Here is a 21,179-nt window from a genome sequence, read left to right on the forward strand (position 1 = left end):
AAAAAATATATTTCGACCAACCTTCAAAATACATTTAGCTAAAACAGCACATGTTAACAAAATTCTACAATCGCACATTTATACCCAACTAAACAATATATTATAATGAATTTAATTCAAAATTAGCGCTTTATTTCATTTACCTCCTTAAGGGATTACCCCCCTATTGATGCTTATTTATAATCGTTTTTAATAATTTGCATGGCTTTACGCCTTATTCCAACCCAAATTTCCTAACTTGGATGGCAGGAAAATAGGGAAATATCACGTAATCGGAGCTTTTTTCCGGTTGTTCACATCCTCTTGGTTCCGACTACACCACTTCAATGGTACCGAACATCGTGAACGTACCACCCTTCTCCAGCTTGAATAGCGTACAACATTTCACCATAAAAGAATAATACCATATGCAAAAAATCAGATGGGGGGTGCTTGGCGCCGCCAAAATCGCCCGCGAAAAAGTGATACCCGCCATGCAGGGAAAGGAACATTACGAAGTAACCGCCATCGCTTCGAGAAGTTACGAAAAGGCCAAAGCTACTGCAGAAAGCTTGGGAATTTTGAAGTATTACGGATCTTACGAAGCATTGATAAATGATCCGGACATCGACGTAATCTATAACCCTCTACCAAACGACCTGCATATACCCTATACCTTGAAATGTATCGAAGCCGGCAAACATGTACTCTGTGAAAAACCGTTGGCCCTGAATACGGAAGACGTACAGTTGCTCATGCGAGCTAGGGATAAAGCAGGCGTAAAGGTGGGTGAAGCGTTTATGGTGGCATCAAACCCTCAATGGAAAAAGGCTCGAGAAATCATTGCTAGCGGGCAACTAGGTACCTTGCGTGCCGTGCAGGGATTCTTCAGTTACTTCAATAGACAAAAAGATAATATTCGGAATATCCCGGAAAATGGTGGAGGTGGGGTATGGGACATAGGATGTTACCCCGTATTCACTTCCCGTTTTGCCTTGGGCGAAGAACCGCAGCGCTTAGCCGCACTACTCGATTTTGATCCGGACTTTGGGACTGACCGAGTAGGATCAGTCATCCTGCAATACCCGTCGGTTCAAATGACCTTTTCCATCAGTACCCAGCTAATGCCCTATCAGCGGATGATGTTCTATGGCGAAAAAAAGGCGCTGGAAGTGCGCATACCCTTTAATGCCCCGGTAGATCAGCCCAACGAACTACATATCCACCACGGGGATATTTTGGGACATCAAGTGGAGGTGCTACAACTTCCGGTAAGTGACCAATATACGGAACAGGCAGAGGAATTTTCGCAAGCGATACTACAGAATACCGATGTACCGGTTAGCTTGGAATCTGCCTATCAAAACACGCGAATACTCCAGGCAATCTTTCAGGCAGCCAAGGAGGAACGATGGGTAAACTTGACGTAAAAGGTTATAATCCGCCTACCGAATACACTATTCTCCCTTCGACTATGGTATGTTGCACGCAGATATCGTCGTTAAAGACCACGATATCTGCGTCCTTTCCTACGGTTAGTGATCCCTTCCGCTGCTGCACACCGCAAATTCTCGCGGGTGTGGTACTCATCATCCGTATAACTTGAATCAAAGGAACGTCTCCCTCCCTCATCATTGTGCGAACGAGCCGGTCAGAAGTAGCTACACTGCCCGCAAAAGAACTGCGGTCCGGCAGTTTGGCAACGCCATCTTCAACAATGACTGCTAACCCATCCTCCTTGTGGCCTAAGATACTCTCCGTGGAAGAAGTACCTGCAGCCCGCATGGCATCGGTAATTAGTGCAATTTTATCAGGCCCTTTTATCTTATAAATGAGCTTTAAAAAGGGTGCGGGCAAATGTACCCCATCACCGATTATTTCCACATCCAGTTCATCCAATAATAGGGAACTTTCAATCACTCCTGCAAAACGAAAAGCATTTCTGCGGGTAACTCCAGACATCCCCGAATACAGGTGGGTAGACAAAGAATAGCCACTCTCTATGGCCGCTAACACCTCTTCATACACCGCATCGGTATGGGCGATTGCGGCGAGTATACCGCATTCCCGTAGTCTGCGGCCAAATGCCAAAGCACCGTCTCTTTCGGGAGCTGCGCTCCAGCGGTTTATTAAATGGGCTTTTGCCAATATGGGCTCATATTCCCTGGGATCTGGATCGCGAATATATCTGGGATCCTGCGCCCCGCGCTGATTCATCGAAAAGTAAGGACCCTCCAAATGTAGCCCCAGAAACGATGCCCCCCGCTTATTTACAGCGAGCGCTTTTTCGTAGATTTCCAAAATACGGAACAAATGAGACGACTCGCTTGTGAGGGTGGTCGGAACCATGGCAGTGGTGCCGTATCTAGCATGCAGTTCCGCAATCTGAAGGAACCCCTCCACCTCTGCGTCCATAAAATCACACCCCCCACCTCCGTGTACGTGGATGTCGATAAAACCAGGGGAAACGTAGTGACCCTGAGCATCCAATTCAGGAATGCCTGGGATCAGCCCATTGTTTCTGTCGATTTTAGCAATTTTGCCATCCTTTATCCATAAACTAGCCTCAGACAACACCTCGAAGGGAGTGATAACCTTTCCGTTTATAATCTGAAAATCTTTGCTCATTGTCTGTTTACTACCCATTGAAGTTACTTCACCTACAAAAGTAGGAATTTTATTGGTTTTGGATGAAAGAACCTGACAGATAAGCCTATCCATCTGGACTGATTACCAGAGGATAGAAAACTTTTATAAATTTTAACTTTAAAAAAGATTTTTTTTAGTTGGTAAAACCATATATTTGTATTCCAACAATTACGTTGTCTTCCTTTATTGTTGGAATTAACCTACTAACTTACTCAAAACCCCACAGGCTTTGCTTGCGGGGTTTTTGGTTGCTTTTGAGTTACTTAGGGCTTTTCAGGCCGGGCTTTGCTCGGATTCTCCGTTCTTAATAGCCATTAAAAAAGCTTTCCCGGATTACTCATCCAAGAAAGCTGATCATCGTGCAATTCTATAAACCCGAGGAAAGCGGACTAACCAAGTGCGGCCACTACACCTCGGTAATATCCCACAGACTCAGAAATTCCCTGTAGTGGTGTTTTCATATCCTTTTCATACTCCAAGCTAACCTTTCCCGTGTATTTCACCTTACGTAGCATCGTTACAAAAGCTGGAATATCAATCACTCCCCTACCCAGTTCGCAGGTCTTGCCTTCCGCTGCAGCAGCGGTTACGTTCTTCAGGTGTATGTCAAAAATGCGGTCCTTGTACTTCTTGAGATCTGCTATGGGATCGTGGCCATCACGAATATTATGCCCCATATCGAAACAAAGCCCGATGCGCTTGTCCAGATCTTTGATAAGGTTCACCGTTACGGTCGCATTCGGATAAAGCTTATCTTCCGGACCGTGATTGTGGATAGCAAAACGGATATTGTATTCCTTCACTTTTTGGTCCAGATAGGGCAAATCCTCATGAAGCGGTATACCTACGATCAGGTCTACACCTACTCTTTTGGCATACTCAAAAGCCCGATCCATTTCCTCTCGGGTGCGGCAATAGATAGGCCCAACCGCATAGCCTGTCACGTTGGATGCCGCCAATTGCGCATGGAAGGCCTTAATGGTGTCTGAATTGGCATCTAGCGGAAGATGAAAATCCTTGATACACAGGTAATTTACCTCCAATTTGTTAACCATCTCCAAGGTATCCTCCAGGTTAAAGTGAACAAATGTATAGCCTGCAAATCCAAGGTGGAAGGAATCTTCTTCCTTCGAAGGCTTCGCTATCGATGGTAGCGGGGATGAGGTGATCGCCGTACCGGCTACGACACCCAGCAATCCCTTCTTCATAAAATTTCTTCGAGTATTGTTTTGTGACATGATGTTTATTTTGGTTTATTATGAGTTATGTTCCCTGGAAAGTTCTACAATCTGTTACAGAAGCAAACGCAAGATAGAGGGTTCTCTTAAAAGTTGGATGGTTTTTAAGCAAAAATTGTGCTTTCTTTACACCAGCAGAATTGCATAGGCTATAAATCGAATAACACGGAAATGAGACCTTACATACTTGCAGAGACTAACTGGAAAGCGCTAAAAGATGAGTCCATCGAATTGGCCGTTTTGCCATGGGGGGCTACAGAGGCCCACAATTACCACCTACCCTATGGCACCGATGTATTTGAGGCCGATGCCATAGCGGCAGCTTCCGGAAAAATCGCATGGGAAGCAGGTGCCAAGGTCATGATCCTACCCACCATTCCATTTGGTGTAAATACGGGACAAGCAGACATTTACCTGGATATAAATTTAAATCCCAGTACTCAACTCGCTATTCTGAAAGACATCGTAGCCGTTCTACACCGACAGGGAATTCCTAAACTACTTATACTAAACAGCCACGGAGGCAACGATTTCAAAACCATGCTTCGCGAAATCGGACTGATTTATCCAGATATGTTTTTCAGTACCTGCAACTGGTTTCAGGCCATGGATAAAACGGAGTATTTTGATGAAATGGGCGATCATGCAGATGAGATGGAGACCAGCCTAATTCAGTACCTACATCCCAGCCTGGTACTACCATTAGAAGAAGCCGGAGAAGGAAGGGAAAAAAAATCCAAAATCAGCGGCCTGCGCGAGGGCTGGGCTTGGTCGGAGCGTAAATGGTCGATGGTCACCCAAGATACCGGTATTGGTAATCCCAAATGCTCCACTCCCGAAAAGGGTGAGCGCTTCCTCAGGGATGTGAGCCAAAAACTCGGTCAGCTTCTCATTGAAATTGCTTCCGTAGACATTCAAAATCGGTATGAATAAACCTCGAAAAACAATGCAAAAACTCATCTATTTGGTTCTATTCGGAACACTGCTTATACAGATGAACCTGAACGCACAGGAGTTTACGAGACAGGATACCCTGCGGGGCTCAGTGACACCGGAGCGCGCTTGGTGGGATTTGGTGTACTATGACCTAGACATTCAGGTAGACCCGGACGCCAGGACAATCGTCGGCAAAAACACCATCTATTACACCGTCCTAAGTCCCAAACAAGTTATTCAAATCGATCTACAAGAACCCATGGAGGCCAAGACGTTTTTGCAGGATGGCAAAAAGCTGAACTACCGTCGTGAAGGTAATGTGTATTTTGTGCAACTGGAAGAACGGCAGCGGACGGGTGATTTAAATGCGATCGAAGTATCGTATGGTGGTGAACCCGTAGTAAGCACCAATCCCCCTTGGTCAGGAGGTATTACCTGGTCTACCGACAGCAATGGCAACCCGTTTATTGCCAACTCCAACCAAGGCGACGGTGCCAGCATTTGGTGGCCTTGCAAGGACCACATGTACGACGAGCCAGACAGTATGCAAATCAGCGTTAGGGTGCCAAAGCCCTTGATGAACATCTCCAACGGACGGTTGAGAAACGTGATTGAACACCCCGATCATACCAGAACCTTTCAATGGTATGTGGACAATCCGATCAATAACTATGGAGTAAACATCAGTATAGCTGACTATGCACAATTTGGTGAGATCTATGTGGGTGAAAAGGGTCCTTTGACCCTTGACTATTTCGTGCTTCGGGAAAACCTAGAGAAAGCCAAAGAACATTTCAAAGATACTCCGAAGATGATGCGTGCTTTTGAGTATTGGTTCGGTCCCTACCCATTTTATGAGGATGGGTTTAAACTTATTGAGGTTCCCTACTTGGGAATGGAACATCAGAGTGCGGTTACCTACGGCAATAAATACCAAAAAGGGTACCTGGGAAAGGATTTTAGTGGAACTGGATGGGGGATGACTTTTGACTACATCATCATTCACGAGGCGGGCCACGAATGGTTTGCCAACAATATTACCTACAAAGACATCGCCGATATGTGGATACACGAAAGTTTCACTACCTACAGCGAAGCCTTATTCGTCGATTACCATTATGGGAAACAGGCCGGAAATGAATATATTATTGGTGCCAGGCAGGTCATCCGGAATGACAAGCCCATCATTGGGATCTATGACCTGAATCAGCGCGGATCCGGAGATATGTACTTTAAAGGTGCCAACATCCTACACACCCTGCGCCAATGGGTAAATGACGATGAAAAATGGCGGCATATTCTTCGGCAGATGAATCGTGAATTTTACCATTCTACTACCACTTCAAAAGAGGTAGAAAATTTCCTCATACGGGAAAGTGGATTACCGCTTGGCCCCTTCTTCGACCAATACCTCCGTACGGCTGATGTACCCATCTTGGAATGGAAAGCCGAAAACGGCAAGCTAGCCTATCGTTGGACAGAGACGGTAGCCGGATTTTACATGCCTGTACGTGTGGTACAGGGGGACACTACCCACACACTCCATGTAATCAATGAATGGCAAGTAACCGATCAAGTGAATCCCCATACCCCGTTTGAAATAGATCCTAACCTGTATATCTTTCAACAAAATAGCCGGTAATCAATCGGAGAAAAATTATAAAACGAAAATGCAAGAAAACGTTAAAATCGCCATTATCGGTTGTGGAAACCTCGGTTTATCTATAGTCAACGGCTTACTGGACAGTCCCGATTTTACCGGAAAAAATCTAGTGGTCACAAAACGACATCCCGAAAGCCTCTTTTATTTACAATCCCAGGGAATCACGGTTTTGGCAGACAATAAAGAAGCCGCAAAAGACGCAGACTTGGTAGTCTTGGGGGTAAAACCCTACAATGTGTCCGCTGTCTTAAAGGAAATTAAACCGGTATTATCTAAGGACAAACAAATAGTCGTATCCCTGGCTACGGGCATCACACTAGACTTTATGGCCGATCACCTGGAGGCTGGCACCTCGGCATTTCGCGTCATGCCCAACATAGCGGCGGATATACAAGCATCCGTTACCTGTCTTTGCGGGGCGAACTTCAGCGAGGACGACGAAATCATGGTGAAGAAAGTGTTTGGCTGTATCGGGATATGTATCACAATCGAGGAACACCTGATGGAAGCAGCCACCGTACTTGGGGCCAGTGGGATTGCCTTCGTGTTGCGCTTTATGCGTGCAATGACGCAGGGAGGTATTCAAATCGGATTTGACGCGAAAACGGCAAATAAAATTGTCACCCAAACGGTGATGGGTGCTGCGGAATTGATTCAAAAGAAGGGACTCCACCCCGAGGCTGCTATTGACAAGGTAACTACACCCAAAGGCTGTACCATTGAGGGGCTGAATGAAATGGAACATCATGGCTTTAGCGCTGCGATGGTCCGTGGGGTATTGGCATCGTACCGATTAATTGAAAAAGGATGAAGAAGGTTCTTGTTTGGCTATTGGGTGCTTCGGTAGTACTGGCCATTGTTTTTATGGTAGGCCCCAAGGAAAGCACCCGTGACCTTAGTGGTTCGTACCCCGAAGTGCCAAGTGATTTGGCATTGCTGGAATCCTACGTCAAACAGGGCGAAGATTCAGTAGTGGGGCTTAAACCCAACAACGAAGCCCGCATTGTTTGGGCTAACCCCCAAGAAAAGTCAAAGACACCGTATAGCATCCTGTATGTACATGGCTTCGGTGCCAGTCAAATGGAGGGAGACCCGGTACACCGGACGATTGCCGAGCATTTTGGGGCCAATCTGTTTCTCACCCGCCTTCCCGAACACGGCATCGACCGGGAAAATGCATTTGAATACCTCAGTCCCGAAAAATTGGTTCAAGGAGTGCGAGATGCCTACACCGTTGCCGCCCAGCTGGGAGATCGCGTAATTGTGATAGGGACCAGTATGGGAGGTGCATTGTCTTTGATACTAGCATCCGAACGCCCCGAAATACACGCGGTGTTGCTTTATTCCCCCTGCATTGTGGAGTATGGAAATCAATTGGAACCCCTTTTTCAGCCTTGGATGAAACAGTTAATGAAAGCCACCATGACAAATGACCAAGGCGTACAGGAAGTGCCAAGAGAGGGAGATAAGGCCAAATATTGGGCTAACCGGTACCATATCAATGCCTACACCAGTCTAGCAGTTATGCTACGCAGCACCATGACCCCAAGTACCTTTTCAAAAGTATCACAGCCGATATTGATGGCATATTACTACAAAGACGAAGAAAATCAGGACAAAGTAGTTTCGGTACCTGCCATGTTGGAAATGTTTGAGGCGATCTCAACCCCTGAAGCTAAAAAGGTTAAAAAGGCCTTTCCCGAATCAGGAGACCATGTAATCGCTTCCAGCATTACGTCCAAGGATTGGGAGGGTGTATTGGAAGAATCTATCCGATTTCTAGCGGAAGTAGTGAACGTTCCCCAAGCAACGATACCAAGCCTCTTACCTGAATAAGAAAAACCATACAACGGATCCCTAAAAGCCCGTTTGCCGTTGTAGACAAACGGGCCATTTATGAATCGCTTCTAGGGAAACCTTATTAAAAGCCACTGGCTATTCCGATAATAAAACTAATTACCAGTAATACCAGAAACAAGTAGAAAATCACCTTTGCTAAAGAGGCCAACCCAGAAGCTATCCCAGTGAATCCCAAGATAGCAGCGATCAATGAAAGTACCAGAAAAACAATGATCCAAGTTATCATAGCGTAAAACGTTTGGTTAGTTATACCCCTTACGTTACAAACACTATTCCACGAATGAGCGAATGGAAAATTATTTCCCTTTGAATTAAAATTGTTCCAGTATTTTAATCCGTTTTTCAATAGGCGGGTGCGTAGCAAAAAGACCGGTGATCATACTCATTATTCCCGAAGATTTATCGGGTCGGTTCTCAATAAACATCTCCGCCACATCCTCACTTTTCACCGAGGCAACCCGATAATTTCCTGAAATTTTACGCAATGCTGAAGCCAACGCCATAGGGTTTTTCGTCATCTCGGCAGCACCACTGTCGGCCATGTATTCCCGCTTGCGGGATATGGCAAATCGAAATAACATGCTTAGCAGAAAAGCGACAAACGCAATCACCATGGCAATCAAAATAGCCCTGTTGTCTTTGTTTTCTCGCCTTCTTCCGCCTCCATAGATCATGTTGCGGAATAAAATCTGGGCCACAAAGGAAAAAATACCCACAAAAATGACCGAAACAATCAAAAGCCTCACATCCTTATTCCGGATATGCATCAACTCATGGGCGATGACTCCTTCTAGCTCTTCATCGGTAAGCTTGTCAATAATTCCCCGGGTCAATGTGACGGTATAGGTTTTTTCATTGATGCCGCTGGCAAAGGCATTCAGCGCCGGATCTTCAATTACATTCACTTTGGGCATCCGCATTCCTTTGCTCATACAAAGATTTTCTACTAAGTTATACACCCGCATATTGTCCTTTCGCTCCAGACTTTTAGAACCAGCTGCACTATTGATCAGATGACTGTGAAACAGAAAAGCAATACCAAACCAAATGGCCACTGCGATCAGTACACCCGGGATGGTTTGTACAAAAACCTCGTTGACATCGTAAGCAGGCCCGGTCTCGTACTGAGGCGTCGTGAGGTAAAGGAACGCATAGACCGCCGCAAGGACTAACAAAGGAAAGCCCAAAAGCAGCAAAACCGAACGGGTATTGTTTCGGCGGATTTGGGTGTGAATCCCTACATACTGAGCCATAAATTGTTAAAATTTGATCTCTGGGGCTTTGTCCATACGGTCTCTCTCTGATCCACCCAAATCAAACATTGGTTCGGTATGAAACCCGAACATGCCCGCAATGAGATTAGCAGGAAAACTCTGTACCGCCACATTGAACTCTCTTGTGGCGGAGTTAAAAAACCTCCGAACCGCCGCCAATTTATTTTCCACGTCCGATATCTCCGCCTGAAGCTGCATAAAATTGGTATTTGCTTTCAGATCCGGATAGGCTTCCACTTGAATGCGCAATCCTTGCAGTGCCGTGCCTAGCTCTTGTTCAGCGGCAATTTTACCTTCGATGCTGCCGGCATTCATTGCGCGTGACCTCGCTTCGGTCACACGAGTGAGTACACCAGCCTCATGTTCCATATACCCTTTAACCGTATTTACCAGTTGGGGGATGAGGTCATGCCGTTGTTTAAGCTGCACATCGATATCCGCAAAAGCGTTTTCTCGATTATTCTTCAGCGCCACTAACCTGTTATAAAGGGAAATGACAAAAAGCGCCAATACGATGACAACGATAAGGACAATCCATGTAGTGCTCATAGGGGTTATGTTTTGGTCGGTTGAATAGTAACCTAAAATTAGACAATTACAAACGGATACACTATTGCGAAGGCCATTTAAATTCCTGCATTTCTGGTTATATTTGGAAAACTATACGAAACTATCCATGAAAAAGTTTGTAGGCCCCGTAATTATCGGATTGGTAGTGATCTTATCCATTGTGATTTGGTGGAGATATTATTTTGTGTTTGCGGAAGGCGTTAAGGCCGGAAATCTGAATTACTTTGAAAAAAAGGGATTTATATTCAAGACCTGGGAAGGAAGGCTGGTGCAAGACGGCTTCCAAAGCCCCAACCCCGGTGATTTGCAAAGCAATGAGTTTCGGTTTAGCACAAATAGTGATTCTGTCGCCGTGATACTTGAAAGGTCTGGTGGACAGTTCGTAGAACTGCGCTACAAGGAATACCTAAACCCCTTGCCCTGGCGTGGAGCCAGCAAATACGAAGTCACCGAAATTGTCCAAATCCGCAATTCTGGAAGAGAAGGACTTCCCATGCAATAGGGAAAGGCAAACCGGATAATTTTATTTTTCTTCAAAAGTGGGCTATTAAGTTCACTTTAAAAGGTCTATATTTTTTATTTATAACAAAATCAACTATTATACACTTCCAACAAATCGACTCTCAGAAGGAAGAAAAAAAACAGGTAAGCAAACTATCCATGCAAAATTGCACGGTATCAAGCACCATCCCAAAAGAATCCTAGTACCTGCATTACCTACTCTAACTAGAAATGCTGAAATGGCTGAAATTAAAAACCTATGGGATAAACGTTTAAAAGCCTCGCTATCTTTGCTTTTTAGCGGAAAGGTCGCATTTCTCACATCCACAACCGGCCCTGCCCTTAGAGGATATTCGAAAAAACCGCCGGTATATCCAACTAGAAATCACCGTCAGAAAAAGTAATCCAACCAGTATATCCTGCCAATTCATCAATAACGAAGTTTATATAAGGGTGATCGAGATGATCCATCACCCGATAAAATCGCCTGGTTCAGCGAATGCGTATGGCTATTTCCCCCAAATCCTAAAACCCCTTCCATTAGCTTTCCGTGCGTCATCACCTATCTCGTTAACTAAACAGTTGATAAGTAAAAAGCGCTGCTAAATATGCAACAACCGTCATGATCACTGTCTGTAAGAGTGGCCACTTCCAACTTTTTGTTTCCCGATACACGACAGCTAAGGTGCTCATGCATTGCATCGCAAACGCATAAAAAACCATCAACGAAAAGCCGGTTGCCCGATCAAACACCTTTTCACCGGTGTCTGGACGGGTTTCCAATGACAATTTTTCCCTAATGGTAAGTTCATCTTCTATATCGCCACCAATACTGTAAATAGTGGCTATCGTGGCTACAAAAACCTCCCTTGCCGCGAACGATGTAATGAGCGCAATACCAATCTTCCAATCATACCCTAAGGGACGAATTGCCGGCTCTATCGCCTTTCCCATGATACCAATGTAGGAGTTTTCCAGCTCTTTTGAGGCGAAAAAGCTTTCCACCTCATCCATTTCCTCCGGTGCGGACTCCGCAAAGGCAGCTTCCTTTTCCAACCTCAGTGGATCCATTCTGGAATTGGGTCCATAAGAAGCCAACACCCATAATATGATGGAAATGGAAAAAATGACTTTGCCGGCTTCCAGGACAAATACCTTAGATTTACCGAACATGGTGAGGAACACAGCCTTCCACCGAGGCATTCGGTAAATGGGTAAATCACAAATCAAATAACTTTTCTGCCCCTTTTTTAACACAAATTTCAACGCCAAGGCACCCAAAAATGTCGCCGCTATTCCCAGTAAGTACATGAAAAGAAGCGCTATGGCCTGCATGTTAATGCCCCACACAGGATCTGACGACACGGTCAGTCCAATCAAAATAATGTATACAGGCAGCCTGGCCGAGCAACTCATCCAAGGAGTGACCAAAATCGTGATCAATCGTTCTTTGTTGCTACTGATATTTCTGGCGGCCATGATGCCTGGAATTGCACAAGCCATCCCGGATATTAGCGGAACCACACTCTTTCCATGAAGGCCAAAGGGCTTCATAATACGGTCCATAAGAAATACGACACGCGACAAGTAACCGGTATCTTCCAAAAAGGCCAGAAACCCAAACAACAAGGCAATCTGAGGAATGAATATGACAACTCCCCCAATCCCAGGGATTACACCTTCAGCCAGTAAGTCTGTAAACACACCCGCTGGCAGTGCTTCGTACACAGTAGCACCTAGGGATGCGAACGCAACATCTATCCAATCCATGGGTAATTCTGCCCAAGCGAAAATAGCCTGAAAAACCAATAACATGATTGCCAAGAAAACCAAATACCCAAAGATTGGATGAAGCATCACGCGGTCAAAAGCCAGCGTAAACCCGCTCTTCCTTTCGCTTCGTTTGACTACACTTGTTCTAAGCAACTCGGCAATTCGTTGGTATCGCTTTACCGTCTCGGCTACTTGAAGCTTTTCCAAATCAACCCCGTGTTTTTCCGCTTCACTGCACAGCCAGAGACGATCAGCACCTGACAGGCTTGCGCTCTTGGCCGAAAAAACCAACATTTGAAAAGCTTGGTAGGCAGTCTTCAAGCAGTACTTATCTTTAATCGAAGCTGTTAATGCCGCAGGCAAAAAAAGTCCTACATCTATCAGCGGTGGTGCAACCTCGAACCTATTGGAAAAAATCAACTCCTTGATCGACTCAATACCTTCGCTCTTTCGGGCATCTGTCAGAATTAATGGAACCCCCAGCTGCTTGTAGAGTTCAAATACCTTAATATCTACCCCATTTCTCTCGGCAAGGTCTTTCATATTTACCAAAAAGGCCATCGGAATACCCAAATCCATAACTTGGGTACCAAGCAAAAGACTCCGCTCTAGGTTGCATGCATCCAAAATCACCAAGACAAAATCCGGCCTTTCCTCCCCTAATCCATTGAGTACCCGATGGGCGATTTCTTCATCCTCGGATTTCGGATACAGGCTGTAGGTTCCTGGTAGGTCAATCAGCTGATAAGAATCAGAACCCTGCCTAACAGTACCGACCATCTTGTCTACCGTGACACCCGGATAATTGCCTATCTTTTGATTTAACCCGGTAAGGTGATTAAATATACTGGATTTCCCGACATTTGGATTACCGATGATCGCTATGGATTTCACTCGGTTGCCTGACTGGACTATATCCATAACCTCAGGAATAATCAACATCCAAAACTACCAAATTTGCCTCTTCTTCTCGGAGAGCAATTAGGTGGTCATCGATCAAAAAAGCTAAAGGCCCGCCAAAGGGTGCACGCTGTATTAGTTGAAGGGATTTCCCCGGAAGGATCCCTATCTCGAGGAAATTTATCGAAAGAGGAGATTCCATTATCTCCCGGATTTTGTACCGGGTACCAAACGGGATTTTTGAGGTTTTTACCATGTGTGGAACACTAAGTCCGAATCCTTTATTAAGATTAAGTCAAAATTAAACGATTATTTCTTTGAACCCAAATACAGCAAAAAAAATTCCCCGGTAGTTGCTACAGGTAAAAAATGAAATCCGGCTCTTAGGATTGTCGCAGAACCGGATTTCAAATAAAATAAACGAAAGCTTCTAGTATAGTACCCTTAAAGAAACCTGCCTTGGTCGTATTTTCAAGCTCCCTATTTCCGAATCAGTAGACGAAGTGTTTGCACATGTCCCATGTCGGAAACCAAGTGTACAGTATAAACGCCGGCATTCAGTTCATTCAGACTGACCGTAACTGAACCGGAAAGAATTTCCCCATTTCCGAGACTGGCAACAATGCGCCCCTGCATATCGGAAACGAATAATTGATCAACCTTTAGAGAAGCTGGAATATCCACCGTTACATGGTCACGAGTAGGATTTGGATACAGAGAAGCATGCCCACGTATTGTTTCTACTCCGGGAATTTCCAATCGATTCACACTTACACGTGGGTTGTTCAATACCCGTTCATTCCCTGACAATGAGGAAAGTTGAATGATAGACAAGCCGGATATACTCGCATTATTTACCGCCCGTACCAAGTTTAGATTCAATATTCCATCGCTGACTATCACGCCATCGAATACCAGTTCTGTGGGTTCATTATTCCCTTCTACGAAAATGTCAAAATTTTCCTTGACCAATTGCCCTTCTAGGAATATGTCAAAAACCCGCAATCCCGGAGCTGCTACTGGCCCGCCCTTTCCAAACCAAAGTTCGTTGTGGTAGGTTTTTACCGTATAGATGCCGTTTTCTACTGGCAGCGCATAAGACAGGTTCGTAGAAAAACGCTCTGTTTGAAACAAAGGACTGGAACTTGCCGCCGAATTACTATACGAATTATTACTTGAATAGATGGAAGGTGTAAGTGCGTCACCGACATAATCGATGCCATTCCAGTTGACCGTAGTTGTGCTACCGGTGTTAAAATGCCATTGATTGAGCGGCGCTGTTTCCAACACAATAATTTCCAATTCATCTGTCGCCGTAGCATCTTCTCCATTTGTTACGGTGAGAACTACAGAATAGACGCCAGGTTCGGTAAAGGTTTTGGTCAATGCCGCCAATTCAGAAGATGTTCCGTCTCCAAAATCCCATAAATATCCAAGCACGCCTTCTCCGATGGAGTTTTCAGCATTAAAAGACACTTCCAGCGGTGCCACCCCATTCAGAATTGATGCCTCTGCAACGGCACTTAATAGCGTTTGATCGTCTGCCGAAGTGATGGATATACCGGAAATAGTGGCGTTGTTCACCACGGCACTCAAGGAAATATTCAATACACCGTCTATAACGAGTATGTCTTCGTAGGTAAAAGCGACAGGGCCATCAGCGGATGCCAAAAATAAATCCACATTTTGATCTACCACAGCACCTTCTACTCCGATATTAAACACCCGGTTTCCAGGTTGACTAGCAGGCCCGCCTCTGCCGAACCAAAGTTCATTGTGATGCGTCGTTACGTTGTATATCCCGTTTGGAACAGGAATGGCAAATTGAATATCTTTTGCAAACCGTTCCGTATGGTAAAGCGGATTGACACCCGATATAGTCGTTGAATTCGTTCTACCTCCGACCACATAGCTTGGGAATCCCAAATCTCCTTGGTACACATTTCCATCCAACGTAGCAGTGTTGCCCGTACCTGCATTCAAGTAAAACCCAAAGCTGGGTGGTGCATCGAATACACTGATCTCTATGGACTCAGTGTCTTCCGTACCGAAGGCATCAGTTACGGTAAGTCTAACTTCATATACCCCTGGTGATGAGTAGGTAAACAACGGGCTTTCACTGCTTGATGATGAACCATTTCCAAAATCCCAAGCAAAAGATAATGGCTGCACACCCGACGACTCTGATCCGGAAAACTGTACCGTAAGTGGTGCTATCCCGCTGGTATTGGAGGTACCTATCCGTGCGATTGGAACAGCATTACCCCCCTCCTTGCTTATCAGTTGAAATCCTGATATGGTTGCATTATTAACCTGGGCCACTAAAGAGAGGCTAAGGATGCCATCGGTTACCTCTACATCCTCAAAAGAAAACGAGGTCGGCTGGTTATTCGAAATCTGAAATAGATCGATATTTGTTTGTACGGGAATTCCCTGAACGATAATACTAAATACCCTCTTACCTGGTCCGGCCTCACCCCCATTTGGCTTTCCAAACCATGTTTCATTATGGTACGTGATCAGGTCATACACCCCGTTAGGTACTTCGACCTGATAGGATAAGCTACTGGCGAATCGCTCAGTCTGAAACAATGGCTCTGAGGCAGCCTGACTATTGCCATAGACCCTACTTTGCGTAAATGATATCCCGGCGCTATTGTCAGACACAAACAGATTTCCCTCGTAATTCACATTTTGATTCGAACCTGCGTTAACAAACAAGGAAACAGGCTCAAAAACACCGTCTCCGGTCAATAGCATCGTTTGCTCGTTACCATCTCCGAAAACTATTTTCAATTCGGCACTTGCCGAGATATTGGTGCCTATATATCCCAAGGTAATCTCTTCCACATGGCCGGCGGCCCAAAAAACATCTTGGCGTTTATTGCTTGATAGCCAAATAAAGGAATCCGCATCCTCACCTTCAATCTCCATAGAGCGAACGTAAATACCTGAGTTTCCACCAGCCACTGTTAAGGAAGCCACCGAATTCACTCCCTTCTTCACATTCAATTCAGAAGCCATTTCAAGGTCACTGGCACGCAATGTCACACCCATCGGTTCATCAAAACCAAAATATTCCATGTTCTTTTGATTTCCGTCTCCCCGGTTTGGAGATCCCCCGAGAACGTATAGCCCCTTACCGGACACGATACCTTGCGTACCGTGCCTAGGGAAGTTCATGGTGGCAATCGACTGCCACTGCTGAACTGAGGGATCGTAGAATTCGGTCACATCAAGCGCTGATTCAGCATCTGGAACCTCCCCACCGGCAACGATAAGCTTTCCTAGGTAGTTGTTGGTAATCGCTCCTGCACGCGGTGTAGGCAGGTTTTGGTCCTCTGGAAGTGTAGACCATGATTTATCGAGAAAATCGTAGACATCCACCTCCGGAATAACAGGTCCAAAAACACCTCCAGGACCTCCGGTTTTCCTTCCACCCGCCACGTACATCTTATTGCCAATGACTGTTGCAAAAAAGTGATCCCTTGGTCTCGGAGAATTATCGAGAATCGTCCATTCACCCGTTTTGGGATTAAACTCATCAAGGAAGTTGACATAACCATCCCTATGCCCACTTTTATTCCCATTTACTAGGTAAAACTTGTCACGGTGGAGGACGAGCCCCGCACCTCCTCGTCGCCTTTCTTCAGGAATTTCAGGTCCCATGATCCAAATTTTATTCGAGGGATCAAACAACCAAATATTTTCCGCCGGAACTTCATCGGGGTAATTGTTTGTTTCAAAAGCCCCTATCACCCAGATATATCCTCCGTATTCAATTGCCTGAAAATGATTGAAATCCTTCGGACTGATATTCTCCAGTGACTCCCATTTGTCTTTCTCAAAGTCGTAAACGTCAATCGTTCGGGCATTTTCACGACCACCCATCAGGTAAAAATTCTTGCCCGCCTGTACAAACGCGTTTTCATGCCGACCTGTGTAGGAAGTTGACTCATCTCGTAGCGTCCATGATTGGGACTCCAAAGGAGGGCTGATGGTCCATGTAAAATTAAAATACTCTGCATCCGAACTGATTTCATCCTCATCGTCTATCGTTACCCTTACCCGATAAGGGCTGTTTGCCAGGGCGTCGTCGGCAATCTTACCATAAATTAGCCCATTGGTGGGATCGATAAACAATCCTGGGGGCAGTCCTGATGCTTGGTAACTCAAGTTCCCGTCTCCTCCACGCGCTCTCACTATTAAAGAACCGTCAGGTTCATCTCCTGCAAAACTGATTCGATCCTCAAGCACATCGAACAGAATGGGTGTTTGAATGGGCTTGCCCACGATCTCAATACCATTCACCAAAGGATTCTCAATGATTTTGACAAAGTTAATAGTGAGTTCGCCGTCCTGCAGCAACACAGGATAAGATTTCATACCGCCCACCTTGTGACCAAACTCCGTGACCAGATCCATTTGTGATGCGACCACTTCATCTTCAATCTCAATGTCAAAGACCCTTTTTAACGGTGTAGAAGTACCGTCAAAGCCATTTCCCATATACAAATTGACAATATAGCTGCCATTTGGAAGTGGAATGCGGAAGGTCATTTCAGGATCTGTCGCAAAACGTTCTCGATTAAAGAGGGCTGTATAGGTTTCATCTGAAATATAGGCCGGAATGGAAGGATGCCGGTCAGCGGCGTTAAAAACATTGGTAAATCCGCGACCGGAATTAACGGAATACTCGGGTGTATTCATGGGTCCAGTCAGCGCATTTGCCAGCCAATTGGGCGACCCGACTCCACCTGCCAACTGCGGCCCTCCCGCATTGATCCGTAACAATAACTCGACGTCCTGCTGTACATCTACCTCAAAGCGCTGCTCAACAAAAAACCCACTTTGATCAGTCGCCCGAATCGTAACAAGCCCGTTGGCCTCGTCGTTTGGAAAATCCAAGGTCAGGATTTGATCCGCTATACTGACTCCGATTTTTGGATCGGTAATCTCTTCTACCGTAAAGGTAAGCTGCTGAAGCCCTTCGTTATCATCAAAATACTGACCCAAATTGATTTGAAGATCCGGATCATCCATTAGCCTGGAAACCTTCGAAAGTTTTCGTATGGCAAAGGGTTGTTCTCCGATAACCCTGAAGTAATTCCAAACACCTATAAACGACTTTTCGAAATCACGGGAAGTTCCATACACCCCAACCGCCAAGGGGCTGGACTTGTCCTGCACGGCGGTCAGAATTGGCCCGGCCGCTAGCATTGACCCTAAATAAACCACCGGTTCGTTATCCAGTTTGAAAAACGGCCTCACTTCTCCACTATAGGGATCTACTTCAAATCCTAATTTGATCAGCGTATTGGGGCCAATATCGTCGAAAGGAATGTCTACAAACAGCGAATCCGCCTGAGGCACATCTGAGATCTCCTGAACAGCCACTACGTGTGATTTAGTAAACACAAGCTTGAAAAAATCCGATTGGGTACCCGTACCCATCTGAATGCCCACTTCCCCTGCACCATCAAAGTCAAAAAGCTGACCGGGCGAAGCCAGTCCGATAATGCCGGCAGAAACCACAAAAGGCCCTGTTTCAATTCCGACAATCGCTCCAAATTGGAAACCTTTTTCCTGACTATTAACAGGCCCATTGGCGGTTCCCCCGGTGAGGGAAATCTGAATAGCGCCCGCGGTACCACCGAAAATATCATTTGGACCCGGCCTTACCCGATCTCGGTCTATCCAATTCATCCAATTGGGATTAGGCGCACCATTATTCATGAAGCCGGTTAACCCGAGTCCCAAATAACCATACTGTCTTCCTTCCGTGTCTATTTGATTGGTAAATAGCTCGTTGTCTATAGGCAGGTCATTGGGATCTCCAAGTTGAATTGGATCCTGCCAATCTTCCAACCCGTCACCATCGTCATCCAGATCATTCAAATCGGATACCAAATCCTGATCATAGTCGCTTGGACGGGAAGCTCCCGAGCAATAATCAGTAGCATTATCTAATTCATCCTGATTGGTATAACCATCGTAATCATAATCCGCCAGGGGATCAAAGTCAGGATCGTCGATTTCCACGCAAAAGACATCATCCGCCGGAGTCAATACCATAATCCGGTTATCGAAAGTAGCTACCCAAATCGTCCCTGGAAATATCTCTCCGTCGCCATTGGTAGAGATCCCAAGTGCATTTCCTCCATTTAGGTTCCATTTTCCTACTTCTATGCTTTTAAGCGATCCGTCTTCATTCAATTGGACCAAATGGAGGTCTCCTCCATTTTTTCCGGCGATCAGTGCACCCTTCAATGCTCCGTTAAAATTTGAAGCCTTATATTCATCTATACCATTCGTATTGTTGGGAAACACCGTTACGATAGCAGGCGGTGGGCCATTTGGATTACCTAGCGTAGGGGCTATAAAATCGGCTTCGGCCGGGTTTGCCATTGATAGCGGTACGGGAGGCCAGTTCGCGGGCAGGCTATTCGCCGCATACTCTTCGTAGCCTGCACCACCAGGGGCAACTGGCTCCATGATTTGTGTGCGAAAACCATCGGAAGGGGTGAAAAGCGGCGTGATATTAGCCCAGTTGCCATCATCTCCTACAAACTTAGTATATAGACCGGCACCCCCTGGTTCATAGGGAAAGGAACTTCCCTGGGCATATGCAGTTCCAGGATTGGCACGAATCGGCGTAGGATGACCACCATAAAAAGAGCCAAACACATAGGACTCCAAATCCGCGGTAATTAGTAGCAAGTGATCCTGATTGTCCACATGCTCACCACCCAATGTAGGATTGAGGGGGCCATTTCCGGGCTCGTCCGGGTCGTACGCATTACTCACCAAAGCGGGATCTCCCTCTCCTATTGGCAACCCTCCCCAGTTTATGTTAGCACCGTTGTCCGTCGCAAAAACCTTTCCAGACTCGGTAACCACCAAATCATACGCATTGCGAAATCCCGGCGAAAAAACCTGCACTGGCCCATTTTCCACCACCATGGCCATGTTTAACCCATCGTTTCCGCCAAAGGGATCGTTTACGTCTACCCCGTTGTAATTAGGATCATTGGGGTTGTAAATGCCGTTTAAATTTGGGCGAGTCGGATCGTCAAGGGTTGGAATATCATAAATGAACTTGCGCCCCGATACGGCATCTGTAGATACACCCAACAAGTCAATCGCCTCCAAATCCACGCTCAAAATCGCAGCCGAAAGCGCATACTCTGTGATGTAGGCAAAATTCTTTGACGGAGCTCCGGCATTGGTTAATCCCCCACTGGCAACCAATAAATAGGGTTTACCACCGATCTCCGTATATTCAAGCCCATTGGTTGAATGATTTTCCTCTGACCTTGGCAAGCCCCTAACGATATCAACGGCATCCCAAGTAGTGCCATTCCAAATGATTCTAGTGATAATTCCGGAATTGGTGTCCAATAACTTATCACCACTAGGTCCACCCCACTTGGGATCGGAGGATGTGGCGTAGATTACCGGATTTGAAGATGTTCCGGCCACGGTAATTCCTGTGATCTGCCGGTTATTTCGATTGTCAAAGGCAAGCGAACCGGTATCATCGTGATTTGGAATCTCCTTCACGTGCATCAATACTTCCTCTCCAACGACTTCATAACTATTCGGACCACTTTTGAAGATGGTATATACTTTAATTACGCCGTTTAGTTGTGCCACATACAGCCGTTCGTCTGGTCCGAATTTTAGCGAAGTGCCAAAATTAACCGGATCAAATTCCTTAAAATCGAGCGAAGCCTGGTTAAAGCTTATGGTTTGTGACTGCAGCATGGTAGCGGCTGCAAAAAACAACAGAGCGAAAAGAGATAGCTTTTTCATGGGTTAAAAATGATAACTAAA

15 protein-coding genes are annotated in these 21,179 nt (G+C 45.7%); 6 read left to right on the forward strand and 9 right to left on the reverse strand.

The genetic code is table 11. From position 1 onward, the window contains the following. The first annotated feature begins 407 nt into the window (after positions 1–407). On the forward strand, positions 408–1,409 hold the full coding sequence (locus IAQ59_RS01045) for a Gfo/Idh/MocA family protein (protein WP_209328902.1): 1,002 nt from the start codon (positions 408–410) through the stop codon (positions 1,407–1,409). Between the two features lie 4 nt (positions 1,410–1,413). Here IAQ59_RS01045 and nagA read toward each other — a convergent pair whose 3' ends face one another. Both nagA and IAQ59_RS01055 read right to left on the reverse strand, forming a co-directional pair. Next, positions 1,414–2,607, reverse strand: a complete 1,194-nt coding sequence (nagA, locus tag IAQ59_RS01050) for an N-acetylglucosamine-6-phosphate deacetylase (protein ID WP_209328903.1) — start codon at positions 2,605–2,607, stop codon at positions 1,414–1,416. A 410-nt stretch (positions 2,608–3,017) separates the two neighbouring features. After that, complete coding sequence (locus tag IAQ59_RS01055) at positions 3,018–3,866, reverse strand: sugar phosphate isomerase/epimerase family protein (protein ID WP_209328904.1); 849 nt, start codon at positions 3,864–3,866, stop codon at positions 3,018–3,020. Between the two features lie 171 nt (positions 3,867–4,037). Here IAQ59_RS01055 and IAQ59_RS01060 point away from each other — a divergent pair, with 171 nt between their 5' ends. Genes IAQ59_RS01060 through IAQ59_RS01075 form a run of 4 tightly spaced genes read left to right on the forward strand, consistent with a single transcriptional unit; the run spans position 4,038 to position 8,301 of the window. Further along, complete coding sequence (locus IAQ59_RS01060) at positions 4,038–4,799, forward strand: creatininase family protein (protein ID WP_209328905.1); 762 nt, start codon at positions 4,038–4,040, stop codon at positions 4,797–4,799. Positions 4,800–4,812: 13 nt separating this feature from the next. After that, the gene (locus tag IAQ59_RS01065; RefSeq protein ID WP_209328906.1) at positions 4,813–6,444 is read left to right on the forward strand and encodes a M1 family metallopeptidase; all 1,632 of its coding nucleotides are present in this window, start codon (positions 4,813–4,815) and stop codon (positions 6,442–6,444) included. 28 nt (positions 6,445–6,472) lie between these two features. Next, positions 6,473–7,276, forward strand: a complete 804-nt coding sequence (gene proC, locus IAQ59_RS01070) for a pyrroline-5-carboxylate reductase (RefSeq protein ID WP_209328907.1) — start codon at positions 6,473–6,475, stop codon at positions 7,274–7,276. Beyond that, positions 7,273–8,301, forward strand: coding sequence for an alpha/beta hydrolase (locus IAQ59_RS01075; RefSeq protein WP_209328908.1), 1,029 nt, complete (start codon positions 7,273–7,275; stop codon positions 8,299–8,301). Before proC ends, IAQ59_RS01075 begins: the two co-directional genes overlap by 4 nt. Before the next feature lie 85 nt (positions 8,302–8,386). On the opposite strand, the gene IAQ59_RS01080 is transcribed toward IAQ59_RS01075, so the two are convergent. From IAQ59_RS01080 to IAQ59_RS01090, 3 genes are all read right to left on the reverse strand, one after another. Then, on the reverse strand, positions 8,387–8,551 hold the full coding sequence (locus IAQ59_RS01080; protein WP_209328909.1) for a DUF1328 domain-containing protein: 165 nt from the start codon (positions 8,549–8,551) through the stop codon (positions 8,387–8,389). Between the two features lie 85 nt (positions 8,552–8,636). Continuing rightward, positions 8,637–9,578, reverse strand: a complete 942-nt coding sequence (locus tag IAQ59_RS01085; RefSeq protein ID WP_209328910.1) for a M48 family metallopeptidase — start codon at positions 9,576–9,578, stop codon at positions 8,637–8,639. 6 nt (positions 9,579–9,584) lie between these two features. Beyond that, the gene (locus IAQ59_RS01090; RefSeq protein WP_209328911.1) at positions 9,585–10,148 is read right to left on the reverse strand and encodes a LemA family protein; all 564 of its coding nucleotides are present in this window, start codon (positions 10,146–10,148) and stop codon (positions 9,585–9,587) included. Positions 10,149–10,275: 127 nt separating this feature from the next. Here IAQ59_RS01090 and IAQ59_RS01095 point away from each other — a divergent pair, with 127 nt between their 5' ends. Beyond that, on the forward strand, positions 10,276–10,671 hold the full coding sequence (locus IAQ59_RS01095; protein WP_209328912.1) for a hypothetical protein: 396 nt from the start codon (positions 10,276–10,278) through the stop codon (positions 10,669–10,671). 283 nt (positions 10,672–10,954) lie between these two features. Here the strand turns inward: IAQ59_RS01095 and IAQ59_RS22685 are convergent, their stop codons facing one another. The 4 genes from IAQ59_RS22685 to IAQ59_RS01115 all read right to left on the reverse strand — a co-directional run bounded on the left by IAQ59_RS22685 (position 10,955) and on the right by IAQ59_RS01115 (position 21,158). Then, positions 10,955–11,101: a FeoB-associated Cys-rich membrane protein gene (locus IAQ59_RS22685; protein WP_209328913.1), complete on the reverse strand. Its 147-nt coding sequence runs from the start codon at positions 11,099–11,101 to the stop codon at positions 10,955–10,957. 139 nt (positions 11,102–11,240) lie between these two features. Continuing rightward, entirely contained in the window at positions 11,241–13,385 is a 2,145-nt protein-coding gene (feoB, locus tag IAQ59_RS01105; protein WP_245189347.1) for a ferrous iron transport protein B, read from the reverse strand. Next, positions 13,369–13,599 carry a FeoA family protein gene (locus tag IAQ59_RS01110; protein WP_209328914.1) on the reverse strand — a complete coding sequence of 77 codons (231 nt, stop codon included), beginning with the start codon at positions 13,597–13,599 and terminating at the stop codon, positions 13,369–13,371. Before IAQ59_RS01110 ends, feoB begins: the two co-directional genes overlap by 17 nt. 224 nt (positions 13,600–13,823) lie before the next feature. Next, the gene (locus tag IAQ59_RS01115) at positions 13,824–21,158 is read right to left on the reverse strand and encodes a malectin domain-containing carbohydrate-binding protein (RefSeq protein ID WP_209328915.1); all 7,335 of its coding nucleotides are present in this window, start codon (positions 21,156–21,158) and stop codon (positions 13,824–13,826) included. Between the last annotated feature and the right edge of the window lie 21 nt (positions 21,159–21,179).

The organism is Lunatimonas salinarum, from assembly GCF_017811155.1.
GTDB lineage: Bacteria > Bacteroidota > Bacteroidia > Cytophagales > Cyclobacteriaceae > Lunatimonas > Lunatimonas salinarum.